The sequence below is a fragment of the Cuneatibacter caecimuris genome, from assembly GCF_004216775.1.
GTDB lineage: Bacteria > Bacillota > Clostridia > Lachnospirales > Lachnospiraceae > Cuneatibacter > Cuneatibacter caecimuris.
The window spans coordinates 61,484-82,431 of sequence record NZ_SGXF01000009.1 but is presented as its reverse complement, the minus strand read 5'-3'; the positions used below and the strand labels follow the sequence as shown (position 1 = coordinate 82,431).

Here is a 20,948-nt window from a genome sequence, read left to right as displayed (position 1 = left end):
TGCGCATCCCCGGAGGGTTTTGTTACATAGGGAACGCAGTTTCCTACACAAGAACAAAGAGTCCGGCCCGCCGGACTCTCGCGCCGGAGCGCGGCCGCTTCAGCGGCCATATTTCCTTAGCGCGTAGTGCGCATCCCCCCGGAGGGTTTTGTTACATAGGGAACGCAGTTTCCTATGTAATAAAAAAAGCCGGCAGAAAATATTTCATTTCTGCCGGCTTTTGACCAAATCAGCTTTTCTTTTATTTATCATTTCCTCCGGTCAGCGGTGGATTCGGCAGCCATTGATGCAGCACTGCCAGCAGCCGGTCCATTTCCAGCGGTTTCGCCACATGCTCGTTCATTCCTGCTTCCCGCGCGCGGTATGCGTCGTCCGCAAAAGCATTCGCCGTAAGAGCGATGATTGGGATTTCTGCCGCGTCAGGCCTTTCTCCTGTATCCCCGAGCCTGCGGATTTCCCTGGTTGCCTCATACCCGTCCATCACAGGCATTTGTATATCCATCAGAATCAGATCATATGTCCCGGGCGGGTCAGACCGGAACCGTTCCACTGCCTGCCTCCCGTCTGAGGCGCAGACTGTATCCAGCCCCGACATCCTCAGCAATTCCCGGGCGATCTCTCGATTAATATCATTATCTTCTACCAGAAGAATTCTGGCTCCCGGAGCGAAACCCTCCTGTTTCTTACCGGCTGTTATTCTGTGGGAAGACAGTTCCTCCCTCTGTTCCGCCAACTTCAGAAATATGGTTACGATAAACTTGGAACCCTGGTCAGTTCTGCTCTCCACCCGGATCGTTCCGTTCATCATTTCCACCAGATTATGGGCGATTGCCAGTCCCAGGCCCGTTCCCTGCACACAGCTCACCCTGGAATCTTCCGCTCTCTCAAAAGGCTCAAACAGCTTTTTCATGAATTCCGGGGAAATTCCGATTCCATTATCCTCTACGGCAAATTCAAAACAGCCTACGCCGCTCCGGCCGGAATGCTTCTCCTCTGCAGTCAGGCTCACCGTTCCTCCTTCCGGAGTATACTTCACTGCGTTGGACAGAAGATTCAGCAGAATCTGCTGAACCCGCATAGAATCTCCGCACACAGCGTCACTGTGTATTTCATGGCGGACAATGAACTTCTGGCGCTTCTGGTCCGAATCCGGACGAATGATCTGCTGTACAGAGTCCAGCATCCCGGTGAGGCTGAATGTTCTCTCACTGAGCCCGGTGCTGCCGGACTCTATTTTAGACATATCCAAAACCTCATTAATCAGCCCCAGAAGATGATCTCCTGACACACGTATTTTTTTCAGGCAATCTGAGATCTTCTTCCTGTCGTCAAGCTGCCTTTCCGCAATAGATGTCATCCCCAGAATTGCGTTCATCGGCGTTCTGATATCATGGCTCATTCTGGAAAGAAACTCAGATTTTGCATGATTGGCTTTTCTGGCCCCCTCGTACGCTTCTTCCAAAGCCTTCTTTGCCGCCTTTTCTTCCCCAAGCCGTTCCAGCTCCCGCTTCTTCTCTCCGCTGACATTGCGCAGCGTTACAATCGCTGTTTTAACGTCTGCCGTCTCTACAGACACCGGATGGATCTCCAGACGCAGCCAGGAAGAATTTTCTTCTCCTGAGAAAAGGGAATTCTGGCGAAACTCCGCCTCTGCATGATCATTAATCCGGGAAAATTCCTGCAGCAGCCGCTCTCTGCAGCACACATCGGCCAGCCGGGGGCGGTCCTCCTCTTCTGCATAAAACAGCAGTTCCCTGCATAAGTCTGAAGAAAAAGCTCCGGTACGCGGAAAATTCATAGCCTTATTCAACTGAGGAAGGCGCACCGCATAATACTGATCCTCAGTCAGGTTAACATAGAATATTCCGTTATATACTCCGCTGATAGCCTGCAGGGCGGATTGATTCATATGCAGGCGTTCGTTATTTTCGGAAATCGTCTCCTTCATGGTATGTATATTCCTGATGGTACCCACCACACGGCCGGGCCTGCCGTTTTGCAGAATCAAACGGCTGCTGATCCGGTGCCACCGGTAATCCCCCGGCGCTGTCTCAGGTGTGACTACCCGCGCTTCAAATACCTCTGCCTGACCATTGCAGATATTATCTATCACTGCCTGCGCGTCCTCCGGATGGACAAATTTTTCATCTTCCATCAGCTCTGAATAATGAGCCAGCTCACGGCGCACCACCCCGCCTCCGCTGCGGGGCTCATAGCTGATAAAGGTATCAGAGGCCATGAGATATTCAAACATCGTATCCGTGCTGGATTCCATAGCCACCCGGTACATTTCCTGCTCCTGCTCCAGCTGGCGCTGCAGCTGCTGCCGCTGGGTGATATCCACCACTGTACGCTGAATCACCGGCTCTCCTTCCGGGGTCATGTCCACCACCATGTTCATCCCGTCCAGCCAGCGCAGCGATCCGTCCTTCCAGCGGGCCCGGTATTCAATGACCTGGCGTTCCCCCACTTCCCGCAGCTCTGCATATGAGCGGACCATCGCCTGTTTATCCTCATCCAGAACCGCTCCCAACACTCCTTCTCCCCAGTCCTTTAATCCGTCTTCCATATTTTTATAACCCAGCAGGGACAGCGCGGCGCGGTTCAGGGAAATCAATTCATATTTTCCGCTTTTCCTGCACACGAACCGGATAATCCCACAGGGAACTGTATCATATATGCTGGTGAGCAGCTGCGTCTGCTCCCGCAGGCGCTGGGCATCTTCCTCTGCCCTGGTAACGTCCAGATATAAGCTGTTCACCATCCAGCTGCCCTCTCCGTCCAGGGCCTTTTTTCCACTGTCAATCACCCATTTCAGGCTGCCGTCCCTGCAGCGCACCCGGTAGCGTGTGGAATAGGACAGGCCTCCGTCCCGAAAGGCCTCAGCACAATCCGCCAGGGCCTGTTCCAGATCCGGCGGATAGACCGCCCCCACCGCTGTGCCGCCGGTAACTTCCATAAATTCCTCTACAGTATATCCGAACAGCGCCGCTGCTTCCCTGCTGACATAAGCATAAGAATAAGTTTCGTCATCGTTGCTGATTTTCAGTCCTCCGGCAATGGAGGCCATCACCACTTCCATCTGCCGGTTTTGCTGCGTATTCTGTTCTTCCAGCTCCAGCAGTCTTTCCTGTACATAGTCGTAGGACTGCCTGCCGATTTTTTCAGGAAACAGCTCTCCGCCCACCATTTCCTGGTATGGGTTGGAGCAGTGGATATGTGAACATTTTAACCCGTCCTCAGTTTCCTGAAAGACAAAGGTGACCCGCTGGTGTACCTTCAGATACATCTCCACTCCTGGCGCTGTAGCGATCCACATCCTTCCTGAAACCACAAATACCCCCCGGGCAGGCTGGGTGACATCGTACTTCTCATCCCAAATATCACAGGCAGGAATCGCTTCACCAAACTGCCGGAAAATTGCTTCCGCACTCTCCCGGTCCGCTGCGTGCTGCTCTTCTCCGGCCCCAATCCAGGTGAATTCAGGCGCAAAAAAAGCCGCCACCCCTTCTGCGTTTCCTTCACAGTAATGCATATGCATCAGACGGCTGGCAAGAGTCTTTGCCTCTTCCTGCCCCGTGGCGCGCTTTCTGTCAGACTGATTCTCCACTTTGCCGACCACCTTTCGTTCATTTGGCTTCCCTCTGGGAAACCAGCTGGACTTATTATAACATACAGGGCTGTATTATGCCATCACAAAGTGGGTAAGAGTACTTTGACGCTACCGCGTGATGCACATCCCGCATAAAGATTTTTCTACATATAAAATTGGGCTTCTGCAGCACTGCAGAGCCCAATTTGCGTTTCAAGCCTGTCCATTATCTTTTTTCGTATATAAGATCTGTCATGCCGTTATAGCTTTTAACAGATTTCAGTTTTAATTTCATTGATTTTTCATGTTCCGAAAAAAGAGGGACTCCCTGGCCAAGAATGACCGGTATGATCGTAATACAGATCCTATCTATCAGATCGGACTCCAATAGCTGGTTAATCACTGAAGCGCCTCCACAAATCCAGATATCTTTTCCCTTTTCATTCTTTAAATCTCTGACCAGGTCCTCTATTGGCCGGGCTGTAAATGTCACCTCTTCCGTAGACATAGGAGGATGATGGGTGAGCACATAACTCTTTTTTCCTTCATAGATCCACTTATCGGGAGACAATTCTTCAGCAATCTGCCGGTACGTTTTGTTTCCCAGGATTATTGTATCCACTGTTTTATAAAACGCTTCATACGTCCCCGGATGGCTGCAGTCGCTCCCGTCCCCCTCCAGCCAGCCTACGCCTCCGTTCCTGTCGGCAATATAGCCGTCCAGGCTCATTGCGATGTATAATACCGCTTTTCTCATTTTCCCTCTTTTCCTGATAACCGCTGTCCGCCTGGTATCTCTGGTGATGCTGTATCCTGAAATATTACCCGGCCTCAACACCAGGCTCAGATGCGGCGCTCCAATGCTGACAGAGGTATTCTGCCCAAAATAATCTGTTTTTCTGCAATTTTTTATCACAAACCGCTCTTTTATCCTTATTCCCATCGAAAAAATCTGACAGAAATTCCCGTACATACGATTGTAACAACAACCATTACTGCAGCGGACCATCCGGCATTTTCCGCCGGGAGCCCCAAAAAAGCGGCCTTCATGAGCTGAATTCCCTGGGTCAGGGGAAATACGTTTACAATCTTCCGCATGATCTCCGGCATGACCTCCAGGGGAAGTGTCGCTCCTGAAAAAACCAGCATGGGAAAGTATAAAAGAGAGGCGATCACGCCAGCGCTTTTGGAGTTTCTCGCAATTCCGCCAACCATCATTCCGATACTTAAAGTAGATATCATGGTAAGCAGCCAGCTTCCCAAAAATCCAGGCCACGATCCACGAATGGAAACTTTGAAAAAAATCCAGGACGCCAAAATCAGCGTAAGCAGAGATACGCAGCAGTAAATGACATAGATTGCCAGCTCCACTGCCAGCAGCCGGGCCGGGCTGACCGGCGTTGCCTGAAACCTTTTTAATATCTTTTGTTCTCTGTATTCAGCCACCACAAGGGGGAGCCCCATCAAGCCGCCCGCACAGATGGAAATTGTGCAGAGCGCGCCGAATGATTGTTCCATAAACATATAAGCGGCGCCGGAAAAAGCCGGCTCAGCCCCATAAATCATTCCCAAAATAATCAGAACAACCAGCGGCAGGAGGACAGCAAAAATCACCATATTCATATTTCTGACGCTGAGCTTCCACTCATTTTTCAATAAAATCCCAAAAGATCTCATCCGATTTCATCCTCCTCTCCGGAAAGTGCCAGATAGGCCTCTTCAAAATCTTCACACCCGCTGAACTGTTTTGCCTGGCCGACTGTTCCGTAAAAAACAGCCCTTCCCTCTTTCAGAATACAGATCTGGTCGCAAAGGGCCTCCACCTCATCCATAAAATGAGAAGTCAAAAATATTGTCAGCCCTCTTCTTTTTAATTCAGACAGAATTTTCCAAACGTCCCTCCGCGCTTTGGCGTCCAGCCCAGTGGTCAGTTCGTCTAAAAATACCACCTGAGGGTTAGGGATCAATGCCATCACAATAAAGAGTTTCTGGCGCTCTCCTCCGGAGAGGTTCTTTACAGGGCTCTTATATTTGCCGCTCAAGCCGAATTCTGAGCAGAGACTCTTCCAGTCGGCGGGCGACTGGTAAAGACAGGCTGTTTCTTCACATAGTTCTGAGACCAGAATTTCAGTCTGGTAGCAGTTTTCCTGAAATTGAACGCCGATCTTCTGGAACAGGCTTTTCCTGTCCCGTACCGGGTTGAGGCCAAGAATCAAAACCTGGCCCTGATCTGCTTTTTTTGTACCCAGAATACATTCAATCGCAGTGCTTTTTCCGGCTCCATTCGCTCCCAGCAGCCCAAAAACAGTTCCCTTTTTTACAGACAGTTCCAATTCACTGACTGCTTTCTGGCTGCCATACGACTTTGACAGCTGTGTTACTTTAATTACATCCTCCATTTTTTTCTCCTTCCTGTGCTGTTGGCACTACCCTATTCTAGCAGCCGGAAGAAGTCTGGTGTTATAATGGAGGGTTATTGATGCTTCAATTTCATCTCTTCAATCTGTCTGATCATGATATCCGCATTTGCAGCCGCCTGTTGAAGAGAAATAATCAGCCTGTCGCAAACGGAAACAATTTCTGAATCATTTTCCGGAATATTCAGCGCCTTTTCCAGATTCGTCCGGGGATCCGATGAAAGCTCAGTCAGCATGCGCAGAATCGCTTCCAGAGAATAATTGGCGCACCGGAGTGATCTGATCACTTTCAGACGATTAATATCTTCACCCGTATAGATACGGTATCCGTTCTGCCTGCGCCTGACCTTCAGCAAGCCGTTCATTTCCCAGTTGCGGAGCGTATCCATTGAAATATCCAAATACTCTGATACTTCCCTGCGCTTCATGGATACTCCGTCCTCCGCCAAATTTTTCTCCAAAAAATGGGTTACAATATTAATCGCTTCTTCTGCATTTCTTTGTTCCTCCTGCAGCTGGCGCTGATATTCCCGAACCATGGTGAGGGCCCGGTCAAAATCTCCTGATGCTGATGCTCTGACCATGGAGGAGATTTTTTTGCGCAGGCCGTTCTGCAGCACTTCCACCTGAAACGCCGTCCGGGCCAGCTGCAGCTGGTCAATATGGAGTTCAGTGAATACCCGGTAACCATTGGGAAGACGTTCCGGCCTGGGAATCAGCCCCCATTCCTCATAAAGCCGTACTGTATTGGGATGAATCCCAATTATTTTCGCAACCTCTGAAGTCTTATAAACCTTCATATTCCAGTCCTCCTCTGATTTCATTCTTATTTTGCCATATTACTTGCAAAAATCAAAGCGGTATTGTATAATAACATTGATATATAACTTAGATATTAAAAGGAGGTCCGCATGCCCCCCAAAGCAAAAATACAAAAACAGGCCCTTATTGATAAAGCCTTCGCGTTAACAAGATTATATGGATTTGAAAAAGTAACTGCCCGGCTGCTTGCCAAAGAACTAAACTGTTCTACCCAGCCAATATTTCATACTTTCCGCAATATGAACGAACTAAAGAAGGAAGTATATAAGAAAACACAAACATTTTTTGAAGAATACATGCTGCAGCCGCCTTCTGATCCAGAAACACCATATTTTCTGAGCATGGGATTGAAATATGTGGAATTGGCGGAGAGAGAGAAAAATTTATTTCATCTGTTATGTATGTCTGACAGCGGAACAAAGCTGGAAAGCTTTTATGATTTGGCTAAGCATCTGCCTGTTGAAATTGATCCGGACGTGTTTGTAAAGACATGGATATTTACACATGGTATAGCCACAATCGTTTCTTCAAACACCACGAGTATCACGCAGGAGGAAATAAAGCAAATGCTTACAGGAGCATGTGCGAGTTTTAGATTATACCACAATTCAGGTGAGAAAGAGATTGCCAGACGCAGGCAGATTAAATTGGAGGAATTATTATGAAACCATTCAAAAATTATGTGTATACCGAGCGCGCGCATTTCATGTGCCCCAACATGCATTTTGGAATTATGGCGCAGATCAAAAGCCGCTATGATGAAAAACAGGTCAGGCAAAGCGTGGAGATTCTTCAAAAGTCTCACCCGTTTTTACAAAGTATCATTGCCGAAGAAGCAGATACAGGAAGATTTTATTATCAAGTGCAGGATGATTTAAAAATCCCTGTCATTCGTAAAGCAGATATTGGTCTGTGGCAGCAGGATTATGATGAAATCTCAATCCAGGGATGGGAGGTCCAAAAAGAATGTTTGCTAAAAATACTAATTTATCCAGCGGAAAAAGAATTTCAAATACTTTTGATCGCACATCACTTATTATGTGACGGAAGGGGCCTTTTACAATTGGCGGAGGAATTTGCCGGGCATTATGTCAAAGGCAGCGCACCCCATTTTGTAGAGGAAAGGCTTATTCAATCATTAAACGACCTGCCCGCAGGCAGTGATTTGCCCCTGGTCAGTAAGCTGGTTATTGACAGCGCAAACAGGAAATGGAAAAAAGAACAGCAGCGGGTTAAATATGAAACCTATAAAGAATTTGAAAGATCCTTTCTCCGGAATAATAAAATTATAAGAGATATTAATACCATCGGCAAGCGGGAATTAGAGGAAATACAGGCATTGTGCAAACAGCATGAGGTTTCAGTGAACGACTTTTTAATTGCGAAAATGATGCTGGAAGATCATACAGATAAAGTAGTCATTGCAGCCGACATCCGCAGTGAAGCGGGATGTTACAGGCAGGGAGCCATGGGCAATTATGCTACCGCTTTCAGCGTTGTTGTCAAAAAGAAGGAAGAGGATATTTTTTCCCTTGCGAAGGCCGTGGCATCCAAGGTTTCAAATATATGCCGGCGTCCTCAGAAAAAAATGCTTGTGCTCGCCTGTTATATACATATGCTGCCTGAACTGATTGGCGCTGTTGCGATCTCCACATTAGGAGATTTGGAGAGTAAAGCAGGAGCATTTGTAGGAAAAAATCTGTTTGGTTACGGTACGCAGAATGGTTGCAGCATTACGAATTTAGGAAAAATCGAGAGTGATGTACTCGCAAGTGCAGTGTTCATCCCGCCGGCTTCCCCAGCCAACAGGAAAACCTCAGGGGTTTTGACAGTAAACGGAACCATGAAAATTTGTTCCGCCATTAAAAATCCGGCCAGGGCAGCCAGCAGCCATATCCAGGGCTTGCCCGGATAACCGTCCGTCCCCGCCCGGCGCATGTGCATTGCGCCGGGCAAAAGGTTTCTGTCAAATTTTTCCCGACCGGATAAAAGCGATGAGTGCTTCTGCATCCTCAAAACCATCATAGTCTCCGATTATTCCTTCTTTGTGGTACACAACGCCGTTTTTCTCATTGCGTTCCAGACAGTCCAGCAGCTCTTCCATGCCATACCGCCGGATAAAAGCCCTGAAACCTGCGGGCTTAATTTTACCCAGAAGTCCTTTGGAACAGGATTCCCCACAGGCATAGCATCCATCCACAGCCTTTTCTATGGAACATTTCCGGTTTTCACACCATGCGGTGCCGGGGCATCCGTCTGACGCGCATCCGCCACATTTGTCATTCTCTGAGCACAGGCAGCATGCCAGCCCGCATCTGGCGATTCCCATTTCTCGTTTCATCTGCAATTTTCCCTCTCTTTTTGATTAAAATGTAGGCACTTTCTCTGGCCCCCTATCTCCCCAGCCCCATCACATAAATCTGGCACGGGTTCTCTTCCCCCCACAGAGAAGGAAAGACTTCAAATTCTTTGAATCCCAGGCTTTGGTAAAACATATTTGTTTGATCATATTCCTCATAGCGTCCCATCTGGACAGTCTTTACCTGAATAAATGAATATCCCTTCCGGAAAGCGCAGTTTTTTGCCGCGGCAAACAGTTCTTTCCCGATCCCCAGGCGGTGGTATTCCTTCCGAACGCCCATTACAGCCAGCTCAACTGTTTCTCTTCCGGTTTCCTTCAGGCAGAGAAAGCCCGCCGGACTGTCATCCCGAAAAGCGGCAAAGAATAGCTGATCCGCGCTGTCCTGAATGTACTCTTCCCGGGCCTCCGGAATGCCGAACCACTCCGGCAGCGCCTCCAGAATCAGCCGGGATATTCCGGTCTTCTCCTCTGGATTCGTAACCTGCCGAACCACTCCCTTTTGTCCTCGGAAGCTTTCGTATTCTTTTTTTAAAATGGAATACCAGGATTCATCGCAGACGCCCTGATTGTTCACGCCGCCTGCTCTCCAGGTTCCCTCATAAGTCATTCCACATTTTCTCATCACTTTTCCGGAATTCGGGTTCTGGGGATCATGGCAGGCATTGACGCAGTTCGCTCCTACTTCTTCAAAGAAAAATGACATCACCGCCTGCAGCGCCTCAGCCACAATTCCTTTCCCCCACCAGCCGCGTCCGATGCAATAACCGATGGTTGCGGAATCTGTCTTGTCGTCTGTCCTCACCGCGCTGATGCTGCCCACAGGCTGACGGATTTCTTTCCATTCAACAGCCCATAGATAAAAACTGGGATCATCATATTTCTTAACCCAGGTTTCCAATACACGGGCCGTCACCTCAGCGCTTTCGTGAGGCTGCCAGGTCAGAAACTTTGTCACTTCCGGATCTGACGCCCAGTTGCGTAACATGGGGACCGTGTCCTCCACTTGAAACGGCCTGAGCAGCAGGCGCTCTGTTTCAATCATTTTCGTTCCTTGATGATTCATTTCTGTCTTTTCCCTCCCCTGTTCGTTTTACAGAATAGAGAATATGAAGCATATCAGTTCCCCGGTAATTTTTCATCCAGGTATCAATCATAGTCATACCATTCCGTAAAGCTACATTTTGTGATGCAATGTTTGTATTCCTGATTATCGAAAATACTTCTTCAGCGCTTAATTTTGTAAAAGCATATTCCTTACACACCTTTGCCGCCTCTGCAGCATAACCCTTATGCCAAAAGGCTTTTTGAAACAAATATCCAATCTCCAAAACCCTTCTGTCTTTCCATGGCTGTATAGAAAGGCCGCACTGGCCAATCATTTTCCCTGTTTTTTTCAGAACCACTGCCCACAGGCCAAATCCGTCCTTATAATATCTGTCAATCTGCCTGGCCAGCCAATCCTGGATCTCTTGATCTGTAAACACCCCATTGTAAGCATACATCACGTCTTCATCCTGAAGCATCCCTCTCAGCGCGCCATAATCCGACTGATTCATTTCCCTGAGATACAATCTCCGGGTTTCCAATACCACATCCCCCAATGCGATGATTTCCGGCCTGAAATATTGTTCCTGGAACTTAATCTGCTCTTCTATCTCTTTTTTATGGAAAACAAGGCCCTCTGGCGCGACCACCCACTTTTCCTCCACATCATCCCGGCGGTGAACCACCGCAATGAGCTTTCCCGTAAATTCCTGCACAGGTTTATTCACTCCGATAATATAAGCGTCCTGCTCTTCTCCATCCGGAGCGGCAATCCCTTTCACATATCCATAATTCACAGGATAATACAGATTTTTATATTCAGGATGAAAACTCCCAAGCGGCCTGTCCACCGTAACTGTTACAATATCTCCCAACATCTGTTTCTCCCTCTGACACATGGATCCTGACTGATTTTTCGTTGCCTGAAATCAGTATATCAGGAAACAAACTGTCAAGCAATGAAAATAATATCCGTGCCCAAAAAGAAAGCGCCTCCTGCGAGACGCTTCCTGACTGTCCTTATATCATCTGTTACGCTTTCTTTTTTACCGGAAAGCAGACTTCTGTAACCAGTTCCTCCGGATCTGAGGTTTCGCCGGGGCTCACATGATAAATGCAGAATGACTTCCCGTCAAAATCATATCCGTTTTCCACCACCCAATTTGCCACCGCCGCATTCACTCTGGAAATCTGCTCATAACTGCCTTTATAAGTGGCGGATGCGATCTCAACCGGCGGCACTGTTTTAAATACCACATGCTCTGTATCCTGATACTTCCCAACCACGCTGATCTGAATTTCCACATCCGGATCATGCTCCTTATGCCCGTCATCATGGAAAACAGCCAAACCATAACCCGGCTCTGCCTGCTGCACCTTCTGGGACTCCAGTTCCCGGCACATTATCTCCCACAGCATTCCTTCGCAGTCATACGCAGGAATTACCTGGCGCACGCTGGCCACATATCTCTCCGGCAATGTTTTCAGCACTACATTGTAATCCATAAGATTACCATCCTTTCTCAGCCATTTCAGTGTGCTGTCCAGAAACAGCAGTCTCTGACGCGTTTCGAAGGCTTCCTCTTCCAGTTCCTTCCGCTTCACCAGCAGAAACTTTTCCATTTTCTCCGCATCCTCATACTTGCCCAATATCTCCTTAATCACCGAAAGCCCGAATCCCAGGCTTTTTAATGCCTGTATTCTCCCTGCCAGGGGAAGCTGGGCCTCGCTGTAATAGCGGTATCCCGTAAAATCATCCACACATTTGGGGCGGAGGATTCCGATCTCATCGTAATGGCGCAGCATGCGGATGCTGATTCTGGACAGCTTTGAAAAATCTCCTATTTTTAACATTGTTCTACCTCACATATATGTGTATTTCTGAGCTCAACTATAGTTTAGAGTATACCACAGTGTGAGAGTCAACCCCTGTTTTGAAAAAGAATCCCGTTGGCGGGATTCCCCGCCTGCGGCGTGTCGCTTTAGCGACGTGATTCCTTACGCCGCAGTGCGATCCCCCGGAGGGTTTTGTTGCATAGGGAACGCAGTTTCCTATACAATAATAAAGAGTCCGGCTCGCCGGACTCTCCCGCCGGAGCGCGGTCGCTTTAGCGGCCATATTTCCTTAGCGCGCAGTGCGATCCCCCGGAGGGTTTTGTTGCATAGGGAACGCAGTTTCCTATACAACAAAAATTACAACAGGTACCGGGAAGAAGTGAGTAGAATACTCTGTTCACTCCCGGTACCTGCTGTTTTACCGCATCTATTTCATTATGATCTTACTTATCTGGTTACAATGTCCACCGGAACATTGAAAATCTTCGCGACCTTCAGAATGGTGTCAATATGCCTTCCCGTCGCCGCTGCGAAGTGATGGGTGGGGCCGCATTCACTCCAGCGGTTCACAAACTCCCTTGCACCGCAGGTAAAGCGGGTCCTCATATTGGTATCCCCGAAGGAAAGGATTTTTCCTTCCTCATTCACTCCTTCTGCCACGATGAACTTAAAGTGGCCGTCGCCGTCCTGGGTAATGGCCAGATATGTAACAGGCCCTGTATAGGGATAGAACTGCGTCAGATAGCCGCCGCCTGTTTTTCCGTGGAATACTTTAACGATTTTCATGGTAGGCTTTTTATCGGAAATATCCGCGTCGCCGGAACCGCTGTGGCCGATGATAGCGATATCGTCATTGAAGTCGATGGAATACATCTCCGCAAGCTGCCCGGTTCCTGAGATAGTCTTTAAAATACTCATCGCCATAGCCACTTTCATATCGCCTTCTACCGCGCAGGCAGTTCCCTGCTTGATCAGCATTGAAAACGCGGGAATCAGCATGCTGTCAAGAACGCCGGCCTTGCCTGTGGCAAATCCGTCATAGTGGGAAGCGATCAGGCCAAGCTTTTCATCTTCCACCCATTTCTCAAAAGCTACCACATACTTTGCCATTTCCCATACTTCTTCAATGCTGCCGCCGCCCTCAATCTCGAAGGTATCCAGAATATCCTGAGCCTTGGCGCGGATCGCTTCCTCGTCCGTAATCTCGTCGGCAATCGCCCACATCTTCTCCCAGTCAAACTGCTTGGTATACAAATGCATTCTTCTGTAAAGATTGGATTCATCGATATAGAGATCCATCATGCCAGGATATGGTCTTCCGATCTGGGCAATGTTGGTATCGCGGAATCTCCTTCTGGTCTGGGCTGCACGGCACCACTGTTCCAGCTCTGTCTGAACGCCGGGATCTCCGCCTTCCACCACCCCGGTAATCACAGCGTGCCGTTTTCCATACCGCTCAAGATCCGCAACCATTTCGCCTACAGCGCCGCAGGCATAACCTTCACCCAGCCAGGAAGCGATATCCGTATGGTCATAATCCAGAGCTTTCAGTTTCTGGAGGTTGACAAGGACCACAGGCACGTCCAGGTCTTTCACTGCGGGAAGCATATTATAGGAGGTGGCGTAGGTCAGCAGCTGCAGGAATACCAGATCCACGTCCGCGCTGCGGAATAAATCTCCGGCTGCCTGGGACTGTTCCTTCGTGGTCACCATTCCGCCGTCAATAATTTCCACAGTGTCCGGCAGCGATTTCTTAAACGCGTCATACTGCGCTTCAAATTCAGGCACCAGCGACGGGAACTGGGGAAGATACGCTCCCAGGGCGATGGAAAATACTCCAATTCTTGCTTTTGTGTTAACTAACATAATTTCTTACTCCTTTCGTTACCATACGCATAATTTTTGATTTTTACTGAATCCTTTTTCTGTCCATGGTATTTTTTATTATAATACCTAACACAACTTCCGGTCAATATGTTACAAAAAATAATTCCTTTTCGCATTAAATCTGATACATCTTCTTCACGCCGGGCCCTCACGGAACCATCCCTATGTAACGCCTCACCTTTTTCATATATTCTCTGTACTCATCTCCAAATTCCATGATACACCATCTCTCCTCTGATAGAATAATCCAATGAGAAGAAACAATGAACAACAGGACAAAAACGCCCAATACAGCTGACCTGACCAACAGGGCGCAGCCTGCAAAAAAGATGAAATAAGCCAAATACATGGGGTTTCTGGAATACCGGTACAGCCCGTTATCGTGGAATTTTTTACTGCGGGGCACGGCAAAGTTAATCACGGCCCCCGTACAAAGAGCCAGCCCCACCGCATAACTGATGATTCCCGCATAAAAAAACCAGGAAAAATCAATCACAATTTTCTGAAAGCACAGGGAAACAAGAATGAACCCGTTTGATACCTGGTACACCCAGTATGCCGGAATCTCACCCCCTTTTACCGGAGCAAACATTGCGGCGCGCGTTACAGAATCCTTATTCAGAAATGCCAGCAGTCCAAATCTGATCAGGAAAAATGGAATTAATAAAAGAAACGCACTCATTTTGCTCTACTCCTCTATTTCAGGAACCTGCAGATGATTTCCGCGGCCTGTTCCGCATTCGAAAGGATTGCAGGATGCTTTCCCGTGGGAAATAAAATAACTTCTGCTCCTGTTTCCGCCGCAATGGCGCGGTACTCCTCCCGGAAATCCTCCCGCACCATCTCGTCTTCTTCGCTTCCCATCAACAGAAGCGGGACCCGCAGGCCACGCAGGGGCTTTGAAAATAATGGGAGTTTTTCTGCTGCACACCGGATCAACGCTTCTGTGTCCAGATCTACCACACGTTCCCAGTCCGCTCCCTGGCACCATTGGTAAAACCCTACTCCCATCTCATCCTGCTTCGCGTTTGTCCGCTCCTGAAGAAGATTTTGCACAAAACTCTCTGCCAGGGTCCTGCCGTCAAAGCTGTCAGCCACCACCTTTTCTACCAGATCCGGCCGTTCCAGCGCGGTATTAAGCGCAACCCAAGCGCCGCCGCTGGTCCCTGCAAGGCTCACCCTGCCCAAATTCAAATGCTCCAATAAGGCTGTCGCCTGTCTGGCCTCTTCCATCCAGAGATCCGGCGGAAACTTCTCCAGCCGGTCTGATTTTCCATGTCCTAAAAAATTCATGAGAATTACATGGAATTGTTCTTCATATAACGGCCGCAGGAATTCAAACATCCTGGAAGACGCTGTGTTGCCGTGCAAAAATAGCACTGGCTTTCCGCTGCCTGCTTCTGAGTAATAAATCTTTTGGGACTGATAATAAAAATATGACATCTTCTGCCTCCTAATCATTGATCTGTTCTTCGACTTCTGATCAGCAAGGCCCGCAAACACCAACGCCCTGCTGTCAGTGCTTATTCATCCAAATTCCCATATTTCGCAACCTCCCTTTAATTTTCTTCAGTATACCATAGGATGGGGATAAATATATAGCATTTTCTATGATTTTGTGCTATATTGTTTCAAACAGGAGGCGGGTATATGGAATTTGAAAAGAAAGTCGCTGTCGTGACCGGCGGCGCAAAGGGAATTGGAAAAACAATCGCTGAGGAGTTTCAGAAAAACGGCGCTGTTGTCTGTATCATCGACAAGCTGCCGAATGATTATTTTGTGGGCGATGTGGCGGAGCAGTCTGTTCTGGAAGCGTTTTCCCGCAAGGTAATCGGGGGCTATGGGCATGTTGATTTTCTGATCAATAACGCCCTGCCGCTGATGCGGGGGATCGAGGACTGCACTTATGAAGATTTTGAGTACGCCCTGCGTGTGGGGATTACCGCGCCTTTTTATTTAACAAAGCTGTTTTTGCCCCACTTCGCTCCGGGAGCCTCTATTGTGAATATTTCATCCTCCCGCGACCGGATGAGCCAGCCACAGACGGAAAGCTATACTGCAGCCAAAGGCGGCGTATCCGCTTTAACCCACGCTCTTGCTGTCAGCCTGTCCGGAAAGGTGCGGGTCAATTCTATTTCGCCCGGCTGGATTGATACTTCTTTTAAAGAATATGAAGGGTCAGACGCCTCGCAGCAGCCTGCCGGACGGGTGGGAAACCCTCTTGATATCGCCAATATGGTGATGTACCTCTGCTCGGATAAGGCAGGATTTATTACAGGAGAAAATATCTGCATTGACGGCGGCATGACAAAACAGATGATTTATCATGGGGACTGCGGATGGAGGCTGGAGGCGGAAGGATGATTTCTTGCTCCGCTTTCAAAGCTGCTGCTAATTCATATCCTTCCCCCCCCAACCTTATTTATCATAAGAAATATCATAGTGCCCAAACCCAATCGTTGCGCCTTTTCCCAGCCGGAGGTACCGCCCCATTTCCAGAACAGGCACAAACGGGGACAAATTCCCCCGATACAGAACCCAGCCGATTTTGGAGGCAAGTACCAATTTATGGTCCTTCTGATTGACAGAATATCTGGAAAAAGGGAGCTCCTTCCAGGATTCTTCCACTGTCCTGATTTCTGCCGCCTGGCGCATCATCTCCTCCGCGTCCCATTCCAGATTATAATTCGTGTATTTCTCTGTCATCAGAGAAATTCTCCTGGTCAGAAACTGTATGACCAGCTGAAAAGGCAGTTTCTGAAACAGTTCTCCGCCTGAAACCACTCTCAACGGCGTGTCAAAAACAAGGCAGGCATATGCAGCTTCCCGTTTTTTTACAGAGACCGGCCTGGGAATGAGGTTGCGAATCCAGCTTTTTCCTCCTGCATAAACCAGTCGTCCAGAATCCCGGTCCGTGACCTGCAAAAGCCTGAAGGGAATTCTCTCTGCCCCCCAGCCCCTGTCCTCCGCTGCAATCAGCGCGTCTAAATAAACTCCCGCATGCTCAGTTCCACTGCCGAATAAGGTGATATCAAAAACGCAGCAATCCCCTTTTTCCCATTTTTCTTTCCCCTGTCCGTATACATATATGGTGTACGGATTCACTGCCCCCGCTTCGCCGCCGGTATTGCTGAAACACTGAACATATTTGCATTCTTCTCTCTCTGCGCACAAAAAGCACTTTTTATCTCCTTGGCGGCAATAAAAATCATGGATACAATGTCCCAAAATCCCCCGTATCGTTGAGCCCAAATAGGCAGGAAGCCTCCCGCCTTTCTGGCATTCATACCACACATGCAGTGTTAACGTTTTCATGAATTCAAACATGTTTCTCCCCCTCATCATCAATTTTCATTACGGCCCTCAAACCCTTCTCTCCGTCAGAAAATTTTGACAGTTGCTGGATAAAGAAATCATATCACGCCGTCATTTTGTTTGCAATGTTGTGTTTTGTCGAATGCAATAGAAATTTTATGTGTATTTTATCCAATCTTTTTCTATGCTTGGTGTATATCAGATTCACTATATGACGCATAAAAAAAGTACACATTTCTTTATGATACAACAAAAAATGCCAGCCAATGCGCGCCGCCCGTAGAAGTCCAAAGGGTTCTATAAACCTGCTGCGTATTTTCTGGCATATTCCTATTTCTTTTCATCATACACAAGTTAAATTCGAAGGTTACTGTTTCCTGCCTAGATACCGGCAAACTTTTTTCTTATAGTCAATATAGTCGTCCCCAAAGGTTTCCAGTAAAAAGTCTTCTTCTACATTTACAATCTGCAGGTGGAATATAATCATCGCCACAACAGAAAGAATAAGCAATGGTAAATTAAAAAACATCATTACCATTCCGATATACACGAGATCAAAGCCTAAAAACGCCGGATTCCTGCTGATTTGATATATTCCCCCTGTGATCAGCTCTGTTTGATCTGTTTTGGATACGCCTGCGCGCCAGCTGTCTCTCATTGTCAGCACAGAAAGGATAAATGCAAGCACCCCAACAATACTGATCACCGCGCCAAGAATTCTCAAAGGGAAGATAGCCACAAATATGTTTAATACAATGCTTATGAATTCCGCGGCAGGGACCACAAACGTAACCATCTTCATTGTTATCTCAATTTTTTTAACAACCCCTGTTTTCCCCTTACCGATTTGATCGGTCATGATTCCCTGTTTATGCTGATGCAGCATTTTTAGGAAATAGCATCCATAAAAAATCAGCAGAACAGAAATACCTATTATCTGAAATACCATACAATGTTCTCCTCATTGTAGTTAAGGCAATTGTTTCTCCGTTGCCTTTCACTTATAAATTTAATTATATTCCAGTTTCTTTATCTCAATCCAACATATCTGCAATTCCCCAGTTTTCCTCTGCTTCTCTCCTCAAGTCTTCAAACATCTTAAAATATTTGTCCCTTGAGGCCCTCACAATATCCAACGCAACTTCCTTATTATAGGCATGTGCCACATTATTTCTGCATACAAGCGCATCCAGCCACAGCTTTTCTTCCTTGATAAGCCCTGATTTATAGGCTGTTTTCAGAATCTGCCTTGGAGATCCTGTGGCACCTTCTTCAAAACCATTGTATTCTAAGATTTCTTTCATGGCCTTCCAAGATTGCTCAAAACATATCCCATATAATGCTACCAAACCTGTTAAAATCACATTATCATAAGGCTCTTCATAACGGTAAATGTCTTCCAGGTTTTTTAAGGCCAGACAAAAATTATCAAATTTTTTCATACAACATCTTTCCTTCCCTTTCAATGCTTTTTCTTAACTCTTCCTGCACACTGCCGTCCAAATTAACTACGTCATATTCCAAAAGTGTACTGGTTTCCGCATCAACAGCAAGCGTAAATTCATTAACATCACCGCCGGACACCGCTAAGTCAATATCGCTGACCTCTTTATAGTCCCCTCTGGCTCTCGAACCAAAAAGAATTACCTTATCGATTTTATATTTCTCTGCTAAGGTGTTTATTTCCTCCAGAACCTTTTGCTGAATTCCAAAAGCTGTATCTATATCCCTCTTTTCACCACTTACTTCCCCTATAAAATTTCCTTTTTTGGGAGCCTCTTTGGTCAGCAGGACAACCGTTTCCACATTCCCGGTCCCAGGAAACATATCCACGCAGCACCCCTTCACCACCCGGTACCCGCATTCCTGCAGCCTGCCCAGATCCCGTACCAGGCTGGTAGGCTTACATGAGATATAAACTAAATTTTCCACCCCATATCCGATGATCTTCTCCAAAGCCTTGGGATGGATGCCGTCTCTGGGCGGGTCCAGCACGATCAGGTCCGGCCTGTCGTCAATTTCGTCCACAACCTTCAGCACATCCCCTGCAATAAATTCACAATTATCCAGACCATTTGCTTCCGCATTCCGCCTGGCCGCCTCCACTGCTTCCTCCACAATCTCCACGCCAATCACTTTCTTGGCCACCGGGGCCATGAGCTGGGCAATGGTCCCGGTTCCGCTGTACAGGTCAAAAATCAGCTTGTCCTTCGTTTCCCCCACATAGCTGCGGGCTTTCTCATACAGGACTTCCGCTCCCAGAGAATTGGTCTGGAAAAATGAAAAGGGCGAGATCTGGAACCGGAGTCCCAGCAGTTCTTCCTCAATATAACCCCTGCCGAAACAGATATGCGTCCTGTCGCTCTGCACCACATCCGCCAAAGAATCATTATCTATTTTCAAAATTCCGACGATCTCCCCATCCAGGGGAAGCTCCTGCAAAATCCGGCATAGCTCTTCCATCTCCCGGCTCAGATCCTGCTGGGTAGACGCCACAAGAGCCACCAGAATCTGGCCGGTTTTAACGGCTTTCCGCACCAAAAGATGGCGCAGCACACCGGTATGCTGCAGTTTTCTGTAAAATGGAACCTGTTTCTGCTGAAAAAATCCCAGCACGGTACTGAGGATTTTCCGGAAATCTTCATCCACAATCCTGCACTCTGTCACAGTCACGATATCATGAAAACTCCCCCGTTTGTGCATGCCCAGGGCCAGAGGCCCATCTTTAATTTCATCTCCAAATGAAAATTCCATCTTGTTCCGGTATGCTTCGGGCCGGGGGCTTCCCAGAATCCCCTCCCACTCATAAGGCTGGCAGACTGCACTGTCCAGCAGTTCCTTCACCTGACTTTCCTTAATTCTCAGCTGTTCCTCATAAGGCAGGCTCTGGTACAGGCATCCGCCGCAGCTGCCAAAATGCGGACAGACGCCGCTCTTCTTCTCCGATGGCGACTGCTCCAGCACTTCCAGCAGTTTGCCTTCGCAGGTTCCGCTGCGCTTTTTGGTCAGCATAAACCGGATTTTCTGTCCCGGCAAAGCATTCTTAATAATTATTCTCTGTCCTTCTATTGTCACAATCCCCTTATTAGGAAACTGAATATTTTCTACATAGCCTTCTGAAATCTGTCCTTTTTTCATAACGCTCCCTTATTATATTTAACCTGATATATTTATGTATACAAAACACATTAACGTACTTTCTCCCGCAGGAGACTTCAATCAATAATTTAAAATCCGTTTCCGAAACACACGGCCATCCACGTACAATACCATGACGCACAAGAGCGCCTTATTCAGGCGCTCCGGTCACAGCCTGTGATGAACAGGCACTCTCTTACATTTTCTCTCTGATTTGCTGGATTACTTTTCTGCTTTCTGCTCTGATTCTTCCTCATCTTCAAAGAAGTCGTCGTCAAAGTCGTCTTCGAAATCATCCTCAAAATCCTCCAGATAATCAGGAGTCAGGAAACGGTATACTGCATAAGCGATCGCTGCTACTGCTGCCACAGCGCCGACAATTGCCAGCACCCACACCAGAACATTTTTCTTCTTTTCGTCCTCATTCTTTTTGTTCAGCAGCTCACTCAGCTTGCTGGCCTGAATGATTTCCTCAATCTTATTCATAAATCCGCCCATCCTTTCTGAAATTGCATCTAACTAGGGTTAGTATATC

Annotated in this window: 20 protein-coding genes and 1 pseudogene; 3 read left to right on the top strand and 18 right to left on the bottom strand. The window is 47.7% G+C overall.

Annotated elements, in window-relative coordinates:
- Positions 1-241 precede the first annotated feature (241 nt).
- The 5 genes from EV209_RS15340 to EV209_RS15320 form a co-directional block, all read right to left on the bottom strand.
- A complete protein-coding gene (locus EV209_RS15340) occupies positions 242-3,610 on the bottom strand; it encodes an ATP-binding protein (protein ID WP_243647610.1) in 3,369 nt (1,122 codons plus the stop codon).
- A gap of 208 nt (positions 3,611-3,818) precedes the next feature.
- On the bottom strand, positions 3,819-4,535 hold the full coding sequence (locus EV209_RS15335; protein WP_330521483.1) for a dihydrofolate reductase family protein: 717 nt from the start codon (positions 4,533-4,535) through the stop codon (positions 3,819-3,821).
- Positions 4,526-5,269 (bottom strand): ABC transporter permease, encoded by a 744-nt coding sequence (locus tag EV209_RS15330; RefSeq protein WP_130436346.1) that lies wholly within the window; start codon positions 5,267-5,269, stop codon positions 4,526-4,528. Before EV209_RS15330 ends, EV209_RS15335 begins: the two co-directional genes overlap by 10 nt.
- On the bottom strand, positions 5,266-5,991 hold the full coding sequence (locus EV209_RS15325) for an ABC transporter ATP-binding protein (RefSeq protein WP_130436345.1): 726 nt from the start codon (positions 5,989-5,991) through the stop codon (positions 5,266-5,268). Before EV209_RS15325 ends, EV209_RS15330 begins: the two co-directional genes overlap by 4 nt.
- A gap of 74 nt (positions 5,992-6,065) precedes the next feature.
- A complete protein-coding gene (locus EV209_RS15320; RefSeq protein ID WP_130436344.1) occupies positions 6,066-6,809 on the bottom strand; it encodes a MerR family transcriptional regulator in 744 nt (247 codons plus the stop codon).
- Between the two features lie 111 nt (positions 6,810-6,920).
- On the opposite strand from EV209_RS15320, the gene EV209_RS15315 reads away from it, so the two are divergent.
- Complete coding sequence (locus tag EV209_RS15315; RefSeq protein ID WP_130436343.1) at positions 6,921-7,496, top strand: TetR/AcrR family transcriptional regulator; 576 nt, start codon at positions 6,921-6,923, stop codon at positions 7,494-7,496.
- Positions 7,493-8,746, top strand: coding sequence for a hypothetical protein (locus EV209_RS15310; protein WP_130436342.1), 1,254 nt, complete (start codon positions 7,493-7,495; stop codon positions 8,744-8,746). Before EV209_RS15315 ends, EV209_RS15310 begins: the two co-directional genes overlap by 4 nt.
- A gap of 51 nt (positions 8,747-8,797) precedes the next feature.
- On the opposite strand, the gene EV209_RS15305 is transcribed toward EV209_RS15310, so the two are convergent.
- The 7 genes from EV209_RS15305 to EV209_RS15275 all read right to left on the bottom strand — a co-directional run bounded on the left by EV209_RS15305 (position 8,798) and on the right by EV209_RS15275 (position 15,403).
- Complete coding sequence (locus tag EV209_RS15305; protein ID WP_130436341.1) at positions 8,798-9,172, bottom strand: DUF3795 domain-containing protein; 375 nt, start codon at positions 9,170-9,172, stop codon at positions 8,798-8,800.
- A 52-nt stretch (positions 9,173-9,224) separates the two neighbouring features.
- A complete protein-coding gene (locus tag EV209_RS16905; protein ID WP_330521479.1) occupies positions 9,225-10,256 on the bottom strand; it encodes a GNAT family N-acetyltransferase in 1,032 nt (343 codons plus the stop codon).
- Entirely contained in the window at positions 10,228-11,115 is an 888-nt protein-coding gene (locus tag EV209_RS16900; RefSeq protein ID WP_330521477.1) for a GNAT family N-acetyltransferase, read from the bottom strand. Before EV209_RS16900 ends, EV209_RS16905 begins: the two co-directional genes overlap by 29 nt.
- 154 nt (positions 11,116-11,269) lie before the next feature.
- The gene (locus EV209_RS15290) at positions 11,270-12,091 is read right to left on the bottom strand and encodes a MerR family transcriptional regulator (RefSeq protein ID WP_130436340.1); all 822 of its coding nucleotides are present in this window, start codon (positions 12,089-12,091) and stop codon (positions 11,270-11,272) included.
- Positions 12,092-12,520: 429 nt separating this feature from the next.
- The gene (locus tag EV209_RS15285) at positions 12,521-13,939 is read right to left on the bottom strand and encodes an arabinose isomerase (protein ID WP_130436339.1); all 1,419 of its coding nucleotides are present in this window, start codon (positions 13,937-13,939) and stop codon (positions 12,521-12,523) included.
- Positions 13,940-14,108: 169 nt separating this feature from the next.
- The gene (locus EV209_RS15280) at positions 14,109-14,642 is read right to left on the bottom strand and encodes a methyltransferase family protein (protein WP_130436338.1); all 534 of its coding nucleotides are present in this window, start codon (positions 14,640-14,642) and stop codon (positions 14,109-14,111) included.
- A gap of 14 nt (positions 14,643-14,656) precedes the next feature.
- Positions 14,657-15,403 carry an alpha/beta fold hydrolase gene (locus tag EV209_RS15275; protein WP_130436337.1) on the bottom strand — a complete coding sequence of 249 codons (747 nt, stop codon included), beginning with the start codon at positions 15,401-15,403 and terminating at the stop codon, positions 14,657-14,659.
- 207 nt (positions 15,404-15,610) lie between these two features.
- On the opposite strand from EV209_RS15275, the gene EV209_RS15270 reads away from it, so the two are divergent.
- Positions 15,611-16,324 (top strand): SDR family oxidoreductase, encoded by a 714-nt coding sequence (locus tag EV209_RS15270; RefSeq protein ID WP_130436336.1) that lies wholly within the window; start codon positions 15,611-15,613, stop codon positions 16,322-16,324.
- 54 nt (positions 16,325-16,378) lie between these two features.
- On the opposite strand, the gene cas6 is transcribed toward EV209_RS15270, so the two are convergent.
- The 6 genes and pseudogenes from cas6 to EV209_RS15245 all read right to left on the bottom strand — a co-directional run bounded on the left by cas6 (position 16,379) and on the right by EV209_RS15245 (position 20,899).
- Complete coding sequence (gene cas6 / locus EV209_RS15265; protein WP_243647609.1) at positions 16,379-17,275, bottom strand: CRISPR system precrRNA processing endoribonuclease RAMP protein Cas6; 897 nt, start codon at positions 17,273-17,275, stop codon at positions 16,379-16,381.
- 367 nt (positions 17,276-17,642) lie between these two features.
- Positions 17,643-18,224, bottom strand: a complete 582-nt coding sequence (locus EV209_RS15260) for a methyltransferase family protein (protein WP_130436334.1) — start codon at positions 18,222-18,224, stop codon at positions 17,643-17,645.
- An 85-nt stretch (positions 18,225-18,309) separates the two neighbouring features.
- On the bottom strand, positions 18,310-18,717 hold the full coding sequence (locus EV209_RS15255) for an HI0074 family nucleotidyltransferase substrate-binding subunit (protein ID WP_130436333.1): 408 nt from the start codon (positions 18,715-18,717) through the stop codon (positions 18,310-18,312).
- Positions 18,704-19,081 (bottom strand): nucleotidyltransferase family protein, encoded by a 378-nt coding sequence (locus EV209_RS17005; RefSeq protein WP_243647612.1) that lies wholly within the window; start codon positions 19,079-19,081, stop codon positions 18,704-18,706. Before EV209_RS17005 ends, EV209_RS15255 begins: the two co-directional genes overlap by 14 nt.
- A pseudogene (gene rlmD / locus EV209_RS15250) lies at positions 19,061-20,413 on the bottom strand (23S rRNA (uracil(1939)-C(5))-methyltransferase RlmD); the annotation flags it as partial. The gene EV209_RS17005 and the pseudogene rlmD, both read right to left, overlap by 21 nt.
- A gap of 222 nt (positions 20,414-20,635) precedes the next feature.
- Positions 20,636-20,899: a hypothetical protein gene (locus tag EV209_RS15245; RefSeq protein WP_330521467.1), complete on the bottom strand. Its 264-nt coding sequence runs from the start codon at positions 20,897-20,899 to the stop codon at positions 20,636-20,638.
- Between the last annotated feature and the right edge of the window lie 49 nt (positions 20,900-20,948).